We start from the raw sequence: 17,991 nt of genomic DNA, 5'->3' as shown, positions 1-17,991 counted from the left end.
CGCATGGCTGTAGGCGTTTTCGACCTCTTCACCGTAGGCATCGGCCCCTCGAGTTCCCACACCGTGGGGCCGATGAGGGCAGGCGCGGCCTTCGCCGCGGAGCTCGCCGACGCCGGTGTCCTTCCCTCCGTGGCCGGTCTCCGCGTGGATCTTTACGGATCCCTCGCGGCGACCGGCCGCGGGCACGGCACCTTTCCTGCCGTCCTCCTGGGGCTGGAAGGCTTTGCGCCGGAGGAAATCCTCCCGGAGCAGATGGAGGAACGGCTCGCGGAGATCGAAGCGAGCGGCAAGATCCAGCTGGGCAGCGAGCTTGAGGCTTCCAGCGGCGTCGGCGTGGTCCTTGAATACGGGATCGAGGACATGGTGCTCCATCCGCTCACCGTCCTGCCGCGCCACACCAACGGCATCCGGTTCGCCGTCAGCGGCGCCGACGGCGAAGTCCTCCATGAAGCCACGTTCTTCAGCGTGGGTGGCGGGTTCATCGTGCGCGACGGCGAGGAGGAGACTGCCGCCGTCGAACTCGAAGCCTCCAAACAGGCCCTGCCGTATCCCTTCCGCACCGCCGTTCAGCTGCTGGAACACTGCACCGCCAACGGACTCTCCATCAGCCAGGTGATGCTGGCCAACGAACTTGTCTCCCGGTCCGAAGAGGAGATTCGAGCCGGACTGCTGCACATCCGCGACGTGATGGACCAATGCAAGGATTCCGCGATCGCCCGCTCCGGCCTGCTGCCCGGAGGACTCAAGGTCCGGCGCCGGGCACCCCAGTGGCACACGCGGCTGCGCGAAGAAGACCCTAACCGTGACCCCCGCTTCTGGCAGGAGTGGGTGAACCTGGTGGCGCTGGCCGTGAACGAGGAGAACGCGTCCGGCGGCCGCGTCGTCACCGCACCGACCAACGGTGCTGCAGGCATCATCCCCGCCGTGCTCTTCTACGCGACGCACTACGGCCCCGGCATGGACACTGCCGGTCCGGAACAGAAGGACGACGCCGTCGTCCGGTTCCTGCTCGCAGCCGGCGCGATCGGGGTGCTCTACAAGGAGCAGGCCTCGATTTCCGGCGCGGAGGTGGGCTGCCAGGGCGAGGTGGGGTCGGCGTCGTCCATGGCTGCCGCTGGCCTAGCCGAAATCCTGGGCGGCTCGCCGGAACAGGTGGAGAACGCCGCGGAAATCGCGATGGAGCACAACCTGGGGCTGACCTGCGATCCAATCGGCGGGCTGGTGCAGGTGCCGTGCATCGAGCGGAACGCCATCGGCGCCGGAAAGGCCGTCAACGCCGCCAAGATGGCGCTGTGGGGCGACGGCGAGCACCGGGTCTCCCTGGACGAGGTCATTGTGACCATGCGCGAAACCGGCCGGGACATGAGCTCGAAGTACAAGGAGACCGCCATGGGCGGCCTCGCCGTGAACGTCGTGGAGTGCTGAACCGGCACTCCCGACGCCGGCCCGGCCGGTATGGCAGATGCGCGGACACGCCCGGCCCCATGCGACACGCCTGAGCGTGCAACTCATTGCTAAGTCTGCTTGCCATATTGGCTCACGCGGCGGCCTCTGAGGCTGCCGAAGCACTCTGAGGGAACGGAGAACTGTATGACTGAGACCAATACTGGTTCTGCGCAGAACCGCGGACGCACGAATATCCGGAAAGCTTCCCTGGCTTACGGGGTGGTTTTCCTCCTGGTGGGTGTCATGGGATTCATCCCGGGAATCACCACTAACGATGAGTCACTCGCCGGCGCCGGGCACCACTCCGAGGCGCTCCTGCTGGGTATCTTCCAGGTGTCCATTCTGCATAACGTTGTTCACCTGCTCTATGGTGTCGCCGGTCTGCTGCTGGCACGCAGTGCCGGCGGGGCGCGTGCCTTCATGCTCTGGGGAGGCGTGGTCTACCTTGTGCTGTGGATCTACGGCCTGGTGATCGACGGCGAATCGGCGGCCAACTTTGTCCCGCTGAACAATGCGGACAACTGGCTGCACCTCTTCCTTGGTGTCACCATGATTGGCCTCGCCCTTCTGCTCACACGCAGCCGGGACCGCGCTGCGCGCACGGCCTAGGGCCCGGACCCGGCGGCGGCAGCCGGCCTGCGGGCCGGCTGCCGCCCGGGGTTGAGCACACGTCCGCCCGATGGTAGACAGTAAGGACGCTTAGTAAGTCGCCGACCGGAAGGAACGCATCATGGCCGAACGCGGAAACAGCACCCACGGGCGCCGCATGGATGAGGAAATGAAGCAGGAGACGCAGAACCTGACTCGAAATGCCGTCCCGGACCACGTGGAGGAATGGCGCCAGCCGGAGCCGGTGGCCGATGACACCGACAGTGTCGAAGTGCAGGATGTGATGGGGGTTGCCCAGGAAACGGAAGCTTCCGTCATTCAGCCGGAGGGGGATGACTAAGAATGCCCAAGACCACCAAAACCGGCAAGGCCAAAAAGAGCGAGCTGCCATCAACCCTTGAGCGCTCAGATAAGAAGGCGCAGGACACTTTCGCGAAGACCTATGACTCCGCGCTGGAGGAGTATGGCGACGAGCAGCGGGCGGCGCAGACTGCCTACGCCTCGCTGAAGCGCACGCATGAGAAGGTGGGTGACCACTGGGAACCCAAGGATTCCAGCGGGCCGTCGGACAAAAAGGCCGAACAGGGCCGGAAATCCAATGCCAAGACGGCCGGGGGAGTGGATGCCAATGCGTCAAAGGAGCATCTGTACGACGTTGCGTCCAAGCTGGACATTAGCGGCCGCTCGAAGATGAACAAGGACGAGCTGGTGGATGCCATCCAGAAGGCCAACCAGAAAGAGACGCGGAAGTCCCGCTCCTAGTCCTGGCGTGCGGGTGATGCCTGCCGCGCGTCACCCGTCCGCCGGTCCAAAACGCCCCTCCTGTGATTTGAATTACAGGAAAAGGTAGGGCAAGCTGAACAGCACAATTCGTCAGCTGGCTTACTAATCCGGGGGTATTGTCCAATGGGCCGCAGCGTAATCGTGCCGACCGAGTCGGAACCCAGCGGCCTACTGGGGCAGGTGGACAGCTCCGTGAACGAGTTCATGGAGCCCATAGCCACAGCCTTCAACGACATAGTTTTCTTTCCGCTGACGATTGGGGACTTTAGTTTCCCCATAGTGGTGGCCTGGCTGATCATTGCCGGGGTGGTCATCACCATCTACTTCGGATTTATCCAGTTCCGCGGGCTGAAGGTGTCCGGGCAGGTAATCCGCGGAAAGTTCTCCACTAAACAGGACCCGGGAGAAGTCCCCCATTTCCAGGCCCTCACCTCAGCCCTTTCCGGCACGGTGGGCCTGGGCAACATCGCCGGCGTCGGCGCCGCCATGGCACTCGGCGGACCCGGAGCCACGTTCTGGATGATCCTGGCGGGACTTCTGGGCATGGCCACCAAGTTCGCGGAATGCACGCTGGGCGTCAAATACCGCCAGGTCCATGAAGACGGCACAGTCAGCGGCGGACCGTTCAAATATCTTCCCGTGGCGTTCAAACGGTTCGGCTCGCTGCCGGCCAAAGTGCTGACCGGCGTGTTTGCCGTCGCGATCCTGCTCTTCGGTGTGGCCGGCGGCAACATGTTCCAGGCCAACCAGACCTTCGCACAGGTGCGCAACGCCACGGGCGGTGACGAAGGGTTCCTGGGATCCGACGGCGCGGCGCTGATCTTCGGAGCGATTCTCGCTGCCCTCGTGGCCATCGTGATCCTCGGCGGAATCAAGTCCATCGGCGCAACCACCTCCAAACTGGTCCCCGCAATGGCCGCGGTGTACCTCGTCGCCTGCTTAGCTGTCATCGCCGCCAATTTTGAAAGCATTCCGTCCGCCATCGGCGCCATCATCGAAGGAGCGTTCCGGCCGGAGGGCTTCGCCGGCGGAATCCTCGGCGTCATGATCATCGGCTTCCAGCGGGCCTCCTTCTCCAACGAGGCCGGCGTGGGTTCCGCCGCGATCGCACACTCGGCCGTCAAGACCCGCCGCCCGGTCAGCGAAGGCTTTGTGGCGATGCTCGAACCGCTCGTGGACACGGTGCTGATCTGTACCATGACGGCTCTGGCCATCATCATGGCCGGCGCACCGAGCCTGCAGGCCGGCATCGACCAGGTGCAGGGCGGGGGAGGGGCGCCCGACGGCGTCATCCTCACCTCCGATGCCTTCGCCACGGTGCTGCCGTGGTTCCCGATCGTGCTCTCGGTCGCCGTCGCGCTCTTTGCCTACTCAACCCTGATCACGTGGTCCTACTACGGACTGAAAGCCTGGGAATACCTCTTCGGCCGCGGACGCATGCGGGAGATCATCTACAAGGTCATCTTCCTGACGTTCACCGTCGCCGGGTGCGTTCTCTCCTTCAGCCAGGTCATCAGCTTCACCGACGCGGCGCTGTTCATCTGCGCTTTCGTGAACCTGCTCGGGGTGTACCTGCTGCTCCCGGTGATCAAGAGGGAAATGAAGAAATACCTCGCCGACCGGAAGAGCGGGAAGCTGGACATCCTGGGCATCGAGGACGATGAGATTGAGGACGCCGCGCCGGTGCGCTAGCCGGTTCCTTTCCTTCAAACCGATCGAGAGGCCAGTTACGGCTCTTTTCAGCCGGGCCTCGAAAACAGCCGTAACTGGCCTCTCGGCGGAAGGGAGGGGGCGGGGCGAGGAACTAGCCGCGGCCGAGGAACGGCATGCCCGCAGCGGTCAGCACCACTGATCCGGGATTGGCCGAGGCGGGCAGCTCCGCCATGAACAGCACAGTGCGTGCCGCTTCTTCCGCGGGGAAGGTCGGCTCCACCTTGCGGCGGCCGTCCGGCTGGAGGGCGCCGCCGGTAGTGATCCCGGCCAGCAGCTCGGTGGCTGCGTTGCCGATGTCGATCTGCGCGCAGCTGATCCCGTATGCGCGCCCGTCCAGATCGATCGACTTGGTGAGCCCGTTTACCGCGTGCTTCGTGGCGGTGTAGGCGGCGGCCAGCGGCCGGGGCGCGATTGCGGAGAGTGAGCCGTTGTTGATGATCCTGCCGCCGGGCGGGTCCTGCGCCTTCATCTGCCGGACTGCCGCTGCCGCACAGAGCATGGTGCCGGTGAGGTTCACGGCGACCGTCTCATTCCAGTCGGCAAGGCTGATCTGGTCCACTGACCCGGACGGACCGAAGCTGCCGGCATTGTTGAACAGCACATCCACCCGGCCGAACCTGTCCGCGGCCTCGCGGAAAAGGCGGTCGACGTCGCCGGGCTGCGTAACGTCCGCCGGGACCACCAGGGCCCGGGCATCGCCGTCGGCCGTTTCCTGCAGTGCCTCCTCGCGGCGGCCGGCCAGAACAACCTGCCAGCCTGCGTCCAGGAACTCCCTGGCGGTGGCCCGCCCAATCCCCGATCCGGCTCCGGTAATGACGGCTGTCCGCAACCCCTCAAAACTCATGACCATATCCTGCCCCATTCACCGAGATGGCAGAAAGTGCACGTTTCAGCGCTGAAACGTGCACTTTCTGCTATCTCGGGGGAAAGAAGCCCAAGGGCGTTGACCGCCGGGAACTGCGCGCCTAGTGTCGACGCAACTTGTGAACGGGCAGGACCGGAACCAACCGGCCCAGCAAAAACAAAGGGGTTTTTGTGCATATTCCGGCTGCGCAGTATGAACAGGTCCTCGATCCAATCGGCGACTCCCTGGTGCTTTCCGCCATCCTCGCCGCTCTTCCGCTGCTGCTGCTGTTCGTGATGCTCGGCGTCTTCCGGCTCAAGGCCTACCAGGCGGGGATCATCTCCCTGGTGCTGTCCATCCTCCTGGCGCTCTTTGGCTGGGGCATGCCGCTGGACCAGACCCTCTCCGCCACCGCCCTGGGCGCGTTCTACGCCATCTTCCCGATCCTCTGGATCCTCATTAACGCACTGTGGATCTACAACCTCACGGTGGCCACACCATGGTTCGACGTGCTGGGCCGCACTATCCGCTCAATCTCCGACGACCTGCGCATCCTGTCGATCCTGATTGCCTTCTGCTTCGGTGCGCTGCTCGAATCGCTCGCCGGTTTTGGTGCCCCCGTGGCGATCGCTGCGGCCATGCTGATGGCTGCCGGGATGAAACCGCTGAAGTCGGCGATCGTGGCGCTGCTGGCCAACACTGCCCCGGTGGCGTTCGGTGCCATGGCCGCCCCGATCATTGCCCTGAACGGTGTCACCGGCATTCCGCTGCACGAACTGTCCTCCATGACTGGTCGGCAGACCCCGTTCATCGCCCTGGTGGTCCCGCTGATCCTGGTCTTCCTGGTGGACGGCAAACGCGGTGTGCGGCAGACCTGGCCCGTTGCCCTCGTGGCAGGATTCGTGTTTGGGCTCGCGCAGTTCGTAGCGTCCAACTTCTTCGTGGTGGAACTGACCGACGTGGTGGCGGCGGTTGCCACGGTCATTGCCGTTCTGCTGATGCTGCGGGTCTGGCAGCCAAAGGAACTGATTGGCATGTCCGGGGAATCAATGCACGACGACGCCGGTGCGGCGCTCGGCGCAGCCGCCAGCGAGCGGAGCGGGGAGCGGGCTGCCGAAGAAGGCGGCACCGACACGCTCACGCGCACGGGCGGAGACAGCGGCACGGTCCCGGCCAATAGGACAGGCGGCCGCCACGCTGCAAGCGGGGAGGGAACAGCATCGAGAGGGGAAGGCGAAGGCGAAGCCGGCAAGCAGGAAGAGACCGGTGCTGGGAGTGGTGACGGTGAACGCGATAACAAGCGCCCGCCGGCACGCAGCGTCTGGCTCTCCGTGGCTCCCTACCTGATCATCATTGTGGTCTTCTCACTCGCGCAGATCCCGCCCATCAAGGCATGGCTGACGCAGGTGGGGGGCGTGACCTTCCACTGGCCCGGCCTGGACGTGGTGAATTCTTCCGGCGATCCCGTAGGCGCCCAGAACCTGCGCTTCGACCACCTGAAGGCCACCGGCACGCTGCTGCTGATCTCCGGGATCCTGACCATGCTGCTGTACCGCATTGCACCGGCCAAGGGCGTCCGGATCTACGGGGAGACCCTGAAGACCCTGCGCTGGACCATCGTCACGGTGTGTTCGGTGCTCGCACTCTCCTTCGTCATGAACCTGTCCGGCCAGACCACCACCCTGGGTGTGGCGCTTGCCTCGGCCGGCGGGTTCTTCGCACTGCTCTCGCCTCTGCTCGGCTGGATCGGGGTGGCGCTCACCGGCTCCGACACGTCGTCGAACTCCCTCTTCGGCCAGCTGCAGGTTGCTGCTGCCGAGGAGACCGGCCTCTCACCCACCCTGATGGCCGCGGCGAACTCCTCCGCCGGTGTGCTGGGCAAGATGCTCTCGCTGCAGAACCTGGCCATTGCTGCAGCCGCCGTTGGGCTCAATGGGGTGGAGGGCACCCTGCTGCGCAAACTGATCGGCTGGTCCCTGGGCCTGCTGGTCCTGATGACCCTGCTGATCTGGCTGCAGTCCACGCCGGTGCTCGGCTGGATGGTGCCGTAGGTTGGCAAGTCAAGGAGAACCTGTGAGCACTGAGTCCCTGAACGCTCCCGGCATTCCTGTCGCGGAAGGGGCGGCCGCCGTGCTGGGTGCGGCAGCCAGGTTCTCCGTTGATCATGGGGACCGGCTGACGGCCAGTACGGACCGATCCGGCTTCGTGGCTGAGAGCATCCCGGACGGTGTGGTCTTCGCCCAGGACGCCGGGGAAGTGGCGGAGGTCCTGCGCATGGCTACCAGGCACCGCGTCCCGGTGGTTCCGCGCGGCGCCGGAACCGGGCTGGCCGGAGCCTCCTCATCCCGTCGGGGCGAAATCGTCCTGGATGTTTCCGGTATGGACCGGATCCTGCGCATCGACCCCGAGGAACAGCTGGCCGTGGTCCAGCCCGGGGTGCTGAATGCTGAGCTGAACGCTGCCGCCGCTGAGTACGGGCTGTTCTACGCTCCGGACCCGGCCAGCACCGCCATCTGCTCCATCGGCGGGAACATCGCCACCAACGCCGGCGGCATGCGCTGCGCCAAGTACGGTGTCACCCGCGAAGCGGTGCTGGCGCTGCGGGTGATCCTCGCGGACGGGCGGGAACTGCGCACCGGACGGGAAACCATCAAGGGAGTTAGCGGCTACGACCTCAACGCCCTGATGATCGGCTCTGAAGGCACACTCGGCGTCGTCGTCGAGGCAACGCTGCGCCTGCGCCCGCTGCCCGTGCAGACCGCCACGGTTGCTGCCTTCTTCCCGAACGTGGAGCAGGCCGCCCGGGCGGCGTCGGCTGTTGTCGCTGCGCGCATTCAGCCCTCGATGATGGAGCTGATGGACGGGCAGACCCTGGAAGCGGTCGACGCCGCACTGGGCACGGACTACCGGTCCCGCGGCGCTTCGTTCCTGCTGGTCCAAACGGATGGACACGGCGCGTTCCTGGAGCAGGACGTGGTGATGGACGCCGTCTCACCCTTTGGGATCTGCGAACGGGCCGTCGACGACGAGCAGGCGGCTGCGCTGGTAACAGCCCGCCGGGAAGCCATCCCGTCCCTGGAGAAGCTCGGCCGGGTATCGATCGGGGACATCGGGGTTCCACGCGGAAAGCTGGCCGACGTCGTCTCCGGGCTGGAAGCGATCGCCGAACGCACCGGAGTGCGGATCTTCACGATCGCCCACGCGTCGGACGGAAACCTGCACCCGATGATTGTGATGGAGCCGGAGGACTCCGTGACCGAGGGGCCGCCAAAGGCAGCGCTGGGCGAGATGTTCCACCTGGCCAAGTCCCTGGGCGGCACACTGACCGGAGAGCACGGCATTGGCCTGCTGAAGCGTGACTGGCTCCAGGAGGAGCTGGGGGACGTCTCACTGGAGGTCATGCACACGATCCGGGCAGCCCTGGACCCCCTGGGCATCCTGAACCCCGGCAAGGCTATCTAGGAGCCGGCTGCCCTACTCGAAGAGCAGTGAGACGCGCAGGTTCTCAATGGGGGCGGGCCCCACGCCGAGAACCCACAGGACGAGTTTCTGGTTCTGCGCCACGGCCAGCGATCCAGTGCGCCCACATTGGGAGGTGGTAGTGCAGGACATGGCGGGTTGGAACAGGCCGTCACGGACGAGGTACACGTCGATGCTGCTGCTCCGTTCCGTCATCTCGACTCTCATCTCGGTGATGGTCCCGGCGCGCGGCACTCGAATTTCGTTAGCGGCTCGCGAGCTGGAGGGAGCCACCGAGCCGGAGATCGGGAAGTAAGCCGCACCGTTGGCGAAAGCTGCGGGATCTATGGTGCCGGGCAGGAAACTGACGAAGACCGTCCCGGCCCCTGCCGGCCCCTGGGGCCCCTGCGGTCCTACCGGCCCGACCGGTCCTACCGGCCCGACCGGTCCTGCCGGTCCTTCCGGTCCCTGTGGTCCGGTTTGTCCCTGAGGCCCAACAGATCCTGCCGCACCTGTTGGACCCGCAGCGCCAGTTGACCCCGCGGGTCCCTGCACGCCGGGATCGCCCTGCACACCTTGGGGGCCCATGGGTCCCTGCGGGCCGATCAGGCTCTGTGCACCGACCGGCCACGTGCCCGCCGTCTTGGGGCCGTAGATGGCGAAGGTTGTGGTGTTCAGGTAGAAGTCGCCGTCGATGCCGAGGGAGTTGTCTGGAGTTCCGGAGCCATTGTGGATGCTGTTTCCGTCCCGGCCGGGCAGGCCGGCCGGCCCGGTAGGCCCGCGCTCTCCAGCCGGTCCGCTGGGCCCTGGTGCCCCACTGGGCCCAGCAGCGCCCGGCGCCCCGGCAGGACCGGTTATGCCCTGTTCGCCAGCGGGGCCGGTTGCACCCTGCTCGCCCGCTGGTCCGGTAGCACCGGTCGCACCAGTTGAACCGGCGGCTCCTGCGGCTCCCGCCTGGCCGGCGGCCCCAGCCGGACCGGCGGGTCCCGCTGCGCCCGGCTTCCCCGCTGCGCCTGCCTGTCCCGGAAGCCCGGCAGGTCCGGATGCTCCCGGCTTCCCGTCGGTTCCTGGTTCTCCCGTGTCGCCCTTGGGCCCCTTCGCATCCGCTGAAGCCGTCGCGGCCATGGTGGGGACTGCACTGTCAGCTCCGGCAGCCAGCCAGGAAACCGGGACTCCGTCGGGGCCGCAGTCAAGATCCCCCGCGGACGTGGCAATGCTGGTGAACTGCAGTGTGCTCTCGTCCAGACATGCGTGATAGGAGGCCGTGTCGGATGACGCCGGGGTGCAGGCAGTGAGCACCAGGGCTACAGCCGCCGCGGCGGCAACAGCATAAAGGCGTACGGGCAGGGAGCGGCTCACAGTATGGGTCTCCTGGTCAGCGAACGGGCTTGGCAGGGGAGCGGCCAAACGTGGAACTTCGATTCGGCACGAACCCACTCCCCCGGGGAGTCCGCGCCGTTGCTCAAACATGTGTTGGACTGAGGCCAATAAAACACTTAATCCAATGGATTTATGTTCACCTCTTTTGGACGCGGTCCAAAATTTGTTTCGTGGAAACCCGGAATATGACGAAAAACAGCTGCCCCCGGCGGATGGTCGGGGGCAGCTGCTGCGCTGGAATCAGACGGTTAGCCGCCGTGGTTTGCGGGCTCAGGTTCCCGGTGGTCAACATGCGGGTGGCGGCGCTCCAGTGAGGAGCCTTCGACGTCGACATCCGGCAGGATCCGCTCCAGCCACTTCGGCAGCCACCAGGCCTTGTCTCCGGCCAGGTGCATCAACGCCGGGATAAGCAGCATGCGGACCACGAACGCGTCCAGCAGCACACCGAAAGCCAGAGCGAAGCCGATCGGCCGGATCATGGCGCTGTGGGAGAAGACGAAGCCACCGAATACGGAGACCATGATGATCGCCGCAGCGGTCACCACGGCGCGTCCCGCACGGACACCCTGCACCACGGCAACCCGTGACGGAGCACCGTGCGCGTAAGCCTCGCGCATGCCGGAGCCGATGAAGAGCATGTAGTCCATGGCCAGGCCGAACAGGATGCCCACCAGGATGGTCGGCAGGAAGTTCAGGATCGGGCCTGGGGTCTCCACATTGAAGATCCCGGAGAGCCAACCCCACTGGTAGATCGCGACGACGCCGCCCAGCGCACCGAAGTAGGAAAGCACAAAGCCGAGCGTGGCAATCACCGGAACGTAGATGGACCGGAACACCAGAATCAGGATCAGCAGGGACAGGCCCACCACCACGCCGAGGTAAATCGGCAGGGCGTCGGAAAGCTTGTCCGAGATGTCGATGTTGCCGGAAGCGGTTCCAGCCACGCCGATCTCATATTTGCCGTTCAGCGGGGACATGTCCCGGAGCGTGTGAACCAGGTTCTCGGTTGACTCACTCGTGGGTCCCTGCTCGGGAACCACCTGGAACGCGACGGTGCTGCCGTCCTCGGATGAACCGATGGGTGCGACGGCGGAAACGCCGTCCTGTTCGTAGAGGATCCCGGCGATCTCGGCCTGGATTTCTGTTGCTTCGGCTTCGGTGGGTTCGGACTCAAGCTCCGCCACCACCAGCAGGGTGCCGTTCTGGCCCTCGCCGAACTTCTCCGAGAGGGTGGAGTAGGCACGGTACTGCGTGGAGTCGTGGGCTTCGGAAGATCCGTCCGGCAGGCCGGTACGCAGGTCCAGCGCTGGAATGGCAATGACCAGCAGTGCCGCGATCGAAACCAGGGCGGTGAGCACGGCACTCATCGTGGACATGGGCTTGGCAGCAGCCGCAGCGGGAGCAGGCGAGGCCGCTTCCGAGGCTCGTGTGACTGCAGCGCGCTCCTTTTTGCTGAGGATGCGCATGCCGGTCAACTTGAGCAGGGCCGGTGTCAGCGTCACCGCGATCATCACGGCAATCGCGATGCAGGCAGCGCCCACAGTGCCCATTAGGCCGAGGAACGGGATGCCGGTGATGTTCAGGGCCAGCAGCGCAATCAGCACGGTGGAGCCTGCGAACACGACGGCGTTGCCCGAGGTGCCGTTGGCCAGTCCAATCGATTCCTCCAGCTCGTAGCCCGCCTTCAGCTGGCGGCGGTGCCGGTTCACGATGAACAGCGCATAGTCGATGCCCACGGCCAGGCCGAGCATCAGGCCCAGCACCGGGGTCACGGAGACCATTTCGACGACGCCGGAGAACGCCAGGGCGCCCAGGGCGCCAATGCCGACGCCGATCATGGCGGTTATCAGCGGAAGTCCTGCCCCGATCAGGGTTCCGAGCATGACCACCAGGACAACGGCTGCGACGACCAGGCCGATGACCTCGCCGATGCCGAAGATGGAGGGGATGCCCTGGGCGATGTCCGTGGAGAAGTCAGTGGTCACGCCGTCTACCGGGGCGTCACTGAAGACAGCCACCAGTGCGTCCTTGGTTTCCTGGGTGACCTCCATCTGGGTGTCTTCGAAGACAACGGTCACAATGGCGGCACTGCCGTCCTCGGACACCATACGGATGTTCTGGGCCATGTTGAGCAGTGCGGCGCCCTGTTCCAGCTGCGGCGCCTGCTCTTCCGCGGCGGCGGCCTGCGCCTCGAGTTCGGCACGGCCAGCGTCGATCTGGGCCTGCTGGGCGTCCAGCTGCGGCTGGGCCATGGCCAGCGCGCCGGCGGCCTCGGCCTGTGCCCGGGCCTCATCGAGCTGCTGCTGCCCGGCATCGAGCTCCGCACGTGCAGCATCCAGCTGGGCGGTGCCGGCGTCGAGCTGTGCCTGTCCTTCTTCCAGCTGGGCTCGCTGTGAGTCGCGCTCGGCTTCGGTGGCGAAGGGGTCGACCGCGTTTTCCACGCCATCCACCTCGGACGCGTCGGTCACCAGAGCGGCGATGGCGTCCTTCTGCTCCTGGGTGAAGGGGGAGCCGTCCTCGGTCTGGAAGACCACCGAGCCGGTACCTCCCGAGGCTTCCGGCAATTCCTGCTGCAGGCGGTCAGTCACCTGGGTGGTGGGAGTGTTGGGAATGGAGATGGCGGTGGAGAGAGTGCCGCCGAAGAGCGCGAAGGCAATGCCGGCAACTGCCAGCACCGCTATCCACACGCCCAGCACGGTGCGGGCGCGCCGTGCGGCGCCCTGCCCCAGGCGGTAGAGGAATTCAGCCATTGGTGGTCCTTATCGAAATCATGGGTTCTGCTGCGGACGGGGCGGCGGGGGTGAACCGCCGCGAGCGAAAACTTTTAAGACCGGCTCGGGGGTGTGCCCGCACCGGTGCCGGTGCGCAGAGCTGTGACGAGCCGCTGGATCAGCTCAATCCAGGCGGTGCGGGAGTCAGGGGTATCTATGGCTCCGGTCTGGGCGCACCAACGTTCATAAAGCACGCTGATTCCCCCTGCAAAGGTGCCGACCAAAAGCTGGATGTCTTCCGGATCCGCTTCGGGATGCCGGGATACGAGGGCAGCCATCACCTGGTCCCCGGCCATGGTGACCGAGCGGAAAGCCATAATGGCCTGCTGTGGTGAGGAGCGTGAGTCCGCGCGGCCAAGGACCTGGGTCAGGTAGGAGACCGCTTCGATGAACCGCGGTGAGCTCACCAGATCGACGAGGTCGTCGAGGGGTGAGTAGCCCGCCGGTGCAGTGCCTTCCGGCAGCATCAGGGACGAAGCGACGACGTCGGTGCCCACCTCGGTGACAACATCATCCAGGGAGGCAAAGTGGTTGAAGACGGTGCGCCGGGAGACGTCGGCCCGCTGTGCGAGCTCATCCACGGAAAAGTCGGTTCCACGGCGTTCGGACAGCAGGGCGGCGCAGGCGTTCACTATTGCCTGGCGGTGCCGGCTTTTGATGGCGGACCTGCGGTCGGGGGCGGAACTGGCTGGAAGCACACTCCTACACTAAGTGCATCGTTGCACCGGGTGCAACTACTCCCGTTCGGGTTCTGATGCCTCCGGGGCGCGGCTGGTGGCAGCGGGCTTCCGCGATCCCAGGAAATGCACCAGCACGCCTGCGCCGATCAGGGTCACTGCCGCGCCGCCGTAGACGGTGGCCAGCGAGTACACGCCGTCAGGGGCTCCCGAAAACAACCTGCTGAGAAGCCCGGGAATCTGCGGACCGGCGAACAGGAGCACCGTTAGCAGCGGCCCCCCGGTCAACCAGCCGCGGCGGCCGGGCTGCGTGTTCTTCCCGCTGCTCTGCTCACTCATGGCTTAAGTCTTCCAGATTTCAGGCCCGTCCGTTTCCACAGCTGCCGGGTGCGTTACCTCGCCGGAAGGTGCGGCGCTGGAACACCGGCTTCCCGCAGCGCCAGGTATACCCGGTCGCGGGCAAACGGCGGCCGGGTGAACCGCAGCCCGGTGGCATCACGCAGGGCATTGGCCAGTGCCGGGACCACGGGGTTGAACGGACTTTCGCTCATGGATTTGGCGCCGAGGGGACCCAGGGAATCACTGGTGGAGGCGAAGAGAACCTCAGTGTGCGGCACATCGGCGAAGGCAGGCACGTGGTACTGGCGCAGAACCCGTGTCTGGACCTCTCCGGAGCCGTCCACCAGCACTTCCTCGAACAGGGCAGCGCCGATCGCCTGCGCCACACCGCCTTCGATCTGTCCGCGGCACTGCAGCGGGTTGACCACCACTCCGGCGTCGGCGGCCTGCACGCTCTGCAGGATCCGGATCTCCCCGGTGGACGGGTCAACGGCCACGCGGAAGCCCTGGACATTGAACGCCACGGAGCGCGGTGTGCCGCCCCAGCGCCCCTCCGCCGCCAGCTCGACGCCGGCCTCCGCGGCCCGCAGGTAAACTTCCGCCAGCGGCACGCGTTCGTCCCCGCAGGCCACGGCGTCCGCCTCAAGACTGACCTGTGCAGAGGTGTTCCGGAACAGCGACGCCGCGAACCCCTGCAGTTTCGTTGCCAGTTCAGTAGCTGCGGCCAGCGTTGCCTTGCCGGCGACTACGGTGCCGGTGGAGCCGTAGGCGCCCGTGTCGTGGTCCACGAGGTCCGTGTCTGACTGCCGGATGACAACGTTCTGCGGCAGCGTGGCCAGGGCAGTGCAGGCCAGCTGGGTATGGACGGTGGTGGTGCCGTTGCCGAATTCCGCTGTGCCAACGTCGAGCCCGTACCTTCCATCCGGCCGGAGGGCGATCCGGGTGTGGGCAACGTGTCCGCGCGGCGGCACGGTGTCGATCATGGCGACGGCGGTGCCCTCGCCCACCAGCCAGCCCGGACCCAGGTCCCCGCCGGAACGCAGGGGATCCTTGGCGCCGTCCTTGAGCGCGCCGCGGACCAGGTCCACGCATTCGTCCAGACCGTAGCTGCCGTAGAGCACGTCCCCGGCAGCTTCCGGCGAAGTGGAAAGCATTGGGTCGCCCTCAACCACCAAATTCCGGCGTTTGAACTCGAGCGGATCAAGGTCCAGCGTCCGGGCCAGTTCGTCCAGCGCCGACTCGATCGCGAAGATCATCTGGCTCAGCCCGTAGCCGCGGAAGGCGCCCGCCGGAACTGTGTTGGTATAGACGGCGCGGGCGTCCACTTTCTTGTTCGCACACCGGTAGACCGCCACGGACTCACCGCAGCCGTGGAACATCACGCCCGGCCCGTGGTTGCCGTAGGCACCGGTGTTGGTGGTTACGTCCACGGCCAGTGCGGTCAGCATGCCCTGCGCGTCAGCCCCGGCTTTGACCCGGACCCGGAAGGGATGCCGGGTGGTGGAGGCGGTGAACTGCTCCTCACGGCTCAGCTCAATCTGCACCGGCCTGCCCAGCCGAAGGGCAGCCAGCACCGCAACGTCCTCCACGAGGACTTCCTGCTTTCCCCCAAAGCCGCCGCCCACCCGCCCGGAAACCACCCGGACCTTCTCCAGCTGCAGGTCGAACACCCGGCAAAGGGTGCGCCGAACCAGGAACGGCACCTGGGTGGAAGTCCGCACAACCAGCCGTCCGTGCTCATCGAAGGAAGCGATCGCCGCATGCGTTTCAAGCGCTGCATGCTGCAGGCGCTGGCTGTAGTAGGTCTCCTCGTGGACCGCTGCGGAGGCGGTGAACCCTGCCTCCGGATTGCCCAGTTCAGCATGCAGTTCGGCGACGATGTTGCTGGGTGCCGGAGTGCCGACGCCGGGTTCTGCCGCCGCGGCCGCATGCAGCAGCGGCGCCCCGGGCGCCAGAGCTTCGTCCGGTTCGAACACTGCGGGCAGGATTTCGTAGTCGATCCGCAGTGCCCGGACCCCGGCCTCGGCAGCGGCCACCGAGGCTGCCGCCACCACAGCCACGCGCTGCCCCTTGAACCGCACGACGTCGTCGAGCACCCGGGTGTCAGCCGGGTCATCCGTGTGCAGTTCGTGCTGGGCAGAGGAGAAGCGGAGGGCGGGGGCATCCTCGTGTGTAAACACGGCCTCAACGCCCGGGACAGCCAGGGCGGCTGCGGCGTCGATCGAAACGATCCTCGCATGGGCATGCGGTGACCTTGCCAGTGCCAGATGCAGCAGGTCCGGATAGGTGCCGGGAGGAACGTCCAGGGTGTAGCGGGCGGCACCGGTGACGATTGCGGGCCCCGCCGGCGCCGGAACGCTTTCACCCACGCCGCTTCCGCCGTCGTCAACGCGCTGCGTGCCGGCTACGGCGTCTTCCACGGCCCGGTAGCCCGTGCAGCGGCAGAGGTTTCCTTTCAGCGCACGGGGAAGATCGGCCCGATCGGCCGGGCCGAATGCTGCAGCGGTCATGATCATCCCTGCGGTGCAGAAGCCGCATTGGAAGCCCTGGGCGGCCAGGAACTGCTGCTGCATCGGGTGCAGGGTTCCGCCGTCGGCCAGTCCCTCGATAGTCGTCACGTCCCGGCCGTCGGCGCGGCGGGCGGGGTAGATGCAGCTGTGGACCGGCATCCCGTCAACGTGCACTGTGCATGCTCCGCAGTCGCCGGCGTCGCATCCCTTCTTCACGCCGGTGTTGCCCAGTTCCCGCAGGAACGTGCGCAGACACTGGCCCGGCGCCGGTTCGGCGTCTGTTGGCCTGCCGTTGACGGTGTAGCTCATGGAACTTACCCCTTTGGCTCTCCGGCCAGCTCGGACCGGATCTCCTCACTGAACTGTTCGGTCATGAACCGGCGCCGTTCCGGCAGGCCGTGCACGTCGTCGTGATAGAGCGAAAACGGAATGGCGGCCTCCAGCGCCCGGCACAGCTCCGGCGCGTCAGGAACCAGGTCAAACCGCAGCTGGACCGGGCGGATGGTGGCGGCCGTGACGGTGAGGACAAACGCACCGTCCGGATCCACCCGGCCAATAAGCAGCACGGCGGAACGTCCCAGGTTGGTCAGCGACTGGCGGCGCATTGCGGTACGTGATGCCAGGGCGTGCGCAGGAAGGGTGATGCTGCGCAGCAGCTCGCCGGGAGTGAGTGCAGTCTGCCCGTCGCCGGTGACGAGTTCGGCCACGGGAAGAGTCCGCCGGGTCCCGGCGGGGGAGAGGAGGAGCGCCTGGCCGTCCAGTGCTGCCGTGATGGCGGTCATTGGTCCGGCAGGCAGTGCAGTGCAGAGGTTGCCGCCTACGGTGGAAACGTTCCAGACCTTGTGGGAGGCGACGAACGCGTTGCAGCAGGGATGAATCAGGTCCAGGGCCGGCCAGCCGGCAGCGGCCGGGGGCAGGTCTGAAGCGAAGCCGTGAAGTTCGGCAATGGTGCAGGTGGCGGCGATCTCCAGGCCGGCTTCGCGCACCGTCAAAGGTTTCCAGCCGGCACCGCTAAGGTCCAGCAGCCGGCGCAGGGTTGAACTGCCGTTGGAAAAGAGCACCGTGCCGCCGGCCAGCCAGGCGTCGCCGGGGCGGTACTCAGCAGGATCGGCAGTGGGAATCAGTTCATCGACCGTGTTCAGATCCACTCCAGCTCGCTTTCCTTGCTTCCGGCCCTGCCGTACGGTTTTCCCACTTATATTCCGGGAACAACGGCAACCGTCAAATTGCCGGCGGGTAGGAGACTCGCCGGAGTAAACGATTCATAAAATCCCTGCATTCTGCTTTGTCCGGGCCCGTAAATTGGATGGAGCCTACCACGCCTGAACACAGCCGTAACGGGTTTGCGCCAAGCCGTCTGAGCTGCAGGGGGAAACGGGTTGGACACCGGGGAATGAACCCATGCCGCAGCCTTGACACTGCCTTCACGGGAACTGAACAATGGGCGGACCATAAATACG

The 17,991-nt window shown here is 66.0% G+C and carries 14 protein-coding genes; 7 read left to right on the top strand and 7 right to left on the bottom strand.

Annotation, left to right across the window (positions count from 1 at the left end):
• The first annotated feature begins 3 nt into the window (after positions 1 to 3).
• From FYJ28_RS13860 to FYJ28_RS13840, 5 genes are all read left to right on the top strand, one after another.
• Entirely contained in the window at positions 4 to 1,425 is a 1,422-nt protein-coding gene (locus tag FYJ28_RS13860; RefSeq protein ID WP_154579690.1) for an L-serine ammonia-lyase, read from the top strand.
• A 165-nt stretch (positions 1,426 to 1,590) separates the two neighbouring features.
• On the top strand, positions 1,591 to 2,055 hold the full coding sequence (locus FYJ28_RS13855) for a DUF4383 domain-containing protein (RefSeq protein ID WP_154579689.1): 465 nt from the start codon (positions 1,591 to 1,593) through the stop codon (positions 2,053 to 2,055).
• 121 nt (positions 2,056 to 2,176) lie between these two features.
• Positions 2,177 to 2,395, top strand: a complete 219-nt coding sequence (locus FYJ28_RS13850; RefSeq protein ID WP_154579688.1) for a hypothetical protein — start codon at positions 2,177 to 2,179, stop codon at positions 2,393 to 2,395.
• Between the two features lie 2 nt (positions 2,396 to 2,397).
• Positions 2,398 to 2,817 (top strand): ChaB family protein, encoded by a 420-nt coding sequence (locus tag FYJ28_RS13845; protein WP_154579687.1) that lies wholly within the window; start codon positions 2,398 to 2,400, stop codon positions 2,815 to 2,817.
• 144 nt (positions 2,818 to 2,961) lie between these two features.
• Positions 2,962 to 4,530, top strand: coding sequence for an alanine/glycine:cation symporter family protein (locus FYJ28_RS13840; RefSeq protein ID WP_154579686.1), 1,569 nt, complete (start codon positions 2,962 to 2,964; stop codon positions 4,528 to 4,530).
• 112 nt (positions 4,531 to 4,642) lie between these two features.
• Here FYJ28_RS13840 and FYJ28_RS13835 read toward each other — a convergent pair whose 3' ends face one another.
• Complete coding sequence (locus FYJ28_RS13835) at positions 4,643 to 5,395, bottom strand: SDR family oxidoreductase (protein ID WP_442778590.1); 753 nt, start codon at positions 5,393 to 5,395, stop codon at positions 4,643 to 4,645.
• Between the two features lie 191 nt (positions 5,396 to 5,586).
• Between FYJ28_RS13835 and FYJ28_RS13830 the strand changes: the two genes are divergently transcribed.
• Together FYJ28_RS13830 and FYJ28_RS13825 are read left to right on the top strand one after the other, a co-directional pair.
• On the top strand, positions 5,587 to 7,446 hold the full coding sequence (locus FYJ28_RS13830) for an L-lactate permease (protein ID WP_326831732.1): 1,860 nt from the start codon (positions 5,587 to 5,589) through the stop codon (positions 7,444 to 7,446).
• Positions 7,447 to 7,468: 22 nt separating this feature from the next.
• Complete coding sequence (locus tag FYJ28_RS13825; RefSeq protein WP_326831731.1) at positions 7,469 to 8,857, top strand: FAD-binding oxidoreductase; 1,389 nt, start codon at positions 7,469 to 7,471, stop codon at positions 8,855 to 8,857.
• A 12-nt stretch (positions 8,858 to 8,869) separates the two neighbouring features.
• Here FYJ28_RS13825 and FYJ28_RS13820 read toward each other — a convergent pair whose 3' ends face one another.
• The 6 genes from FYJ28_RS13820 to FYJ28_RS13795 all read right to left on the bottom strand — a co-directional run bounded on the left by FYJ28_RS13820 (position 8,870) and on the right by FYJ28_RS13795 (position 17,679).
• The gene (locus tag FYJ28_RS13820) at positions 8,870 to 10,213 is read right to left on the bottom strand and encodes a hypothetical protein (protein ID WP_195840684.1); all 1,344 of its coding nucleotides are present in this window, start codon (positions 10,211 to 10,213) and stop codon (positions 8,870 to 8,872) included.
• A gap of 269 nt (positions 10,214 to 10,482) precedes the next feature.
• On the bottom strand, positions 10,483 to 12,984 hold the full coding sequence (locus FYJ28_RS13815) for an MMPL family transporter (protein WP_154579684.1): 2,502 nt from the start codon (positions 12,982 to 12,984) through the stop codon (positions 10,483 to 10,485).
• 74 nt (positions 12,985 to 13,058) lie between these two features.
• On the bottom strand, positions 13,059 to 13,703 hold the full coding sequence (locus FYJ28_RS13810) for a TetR/AcrR family transcriptional regulator (protein WP_154579683.1): 645 nt from the start codon (positions 13,701 to 13,703) through the stop codon (positions 13,059 to 13,061).
• A 36-nt stretch (positions 13,704 to 13,739) separates the two neighbouring features.
• Positions 13,740 to 14,021, bottom strand: a complete 282-nt coding sequence (locus FYJ28_RS13805) for a hypothetical protein (RefSeq protein ID WP_154579682.1) — start codon at positions 14,019 to 14,021, stop codon at positions 13,740 to 13,742.
• Between the two features lie 53 nt (positions 14,022 to 14,074).
• Positions 14,075 to 16,840: a molybdopterin-dependent oxidoreductase gene (locus FYJ28_RS13800; protein WP_154579681.1), complete on the bottom strand. Its 2,766-nt coding sequence runs from the start codon at positions 16,838 to 16,840 to the stop codon at positions 14,075 to 14,077.
• Positions 16,841 to 16,845: 5 nt separating this feature from the next.
• Positions 16,846 to 17,679: an FAD binding domain-containing protein gene (locus FYJ28_RS13795; RefSeq protein WP_326831730.1), complete on the bottom strand. Its 834-nt coding sequence runs from the start codon at positions 17,677 to 17,679 to the stop codon at positions 16,846 to 16,848.
• Between the last annotated feature and the right edge of the window lie 312 nt (positions 17,680 to 17,991).

This window comes from Arthrobacter sp. BL-252-APC-1A (assembly GCF_009696625.1).
Lineage (GTDB): Bacteria > Actinomycetota > Actinomycetes > Actinomycetales > Micrococcaceae > Arthrobacter_B.
Note: the sequence above shows the minus strand (reverse complement) of the source record. Positions and strands in the feature narration are given on the sequence as shown.

What these genes read in the sequence shown, in the direction of transcription:
- FYJ28_RS13800 (WP_154579681.1), bottom strand. Translation starts at nt 16,840, where the DNA reads ATGAGCTACACCGTCAACGGCAGGCCAACAGACGCCGAACCGGCGCCG.
- FYJ28_RS13805 (WP_154579682.1), bottom strand. Translation starts at nt 14,021, where the DNA reads ATGAGTGAGCAGAGCAGCGGGAAGAACACGCAGCCCGGCCGCCGCGGC.
- FYJ28_RS13855 (WP_154579689.1), top strand. Translation starts at nt 1,591, where the DNA reads ATGACTGAGACCAATACTGGTTCTGCGCAGAACCGCGGACGCACGAAT.
- FYJ28_RS13815 (WP_154579684.1), bottom strand. Translation starts at nt 12,984, where the DNA reads ATGGCTGAATTCCTCTACCGCCTGGGGCAGGGCGCCGCACGGCGCGCC.
- FYJ28_RS13860 (WP_154579690.1), top strand. Translation starts at nt 4, where the DNA reads ATGGCTGTAGGCGTTTTCGACCTCTTCACCGTAGGCATCGGCCCCTCG.
- FYJ28_RS13840 (WP_154579686.1), top strand. Translation starts at nt 2,962, where the DNA reads ATGGGCCGCAGCGTAATCGTGCCGACCGAGTCGGAACCCAGCGGCCTA.
- FYJ28_RS13845 (WP_154579687.1), top strand. Translation starts at nt 2,398, where the DNA reads ATGCCCAAGACCACCAAAACCGGCAAGGCCAAAAAGAGCGAGCTGCCA.
- FYJ28_RS13835 (WP_442778590.1), bottom strand. Translation starts at nt 5,395, where the DNA reads ATGAGTTTTGAGGGGTTGCGGACAGCCGTCATTACCGGAGCCGGATCG.
- FYJ28_RS13850 (WP_154579688.1), top strand. Translation starts at nt 2,177, where the DNA reads ATGGCCGAACGCGGAAACAGCACCCACGGGCGCCGCATGGATGAGGAA.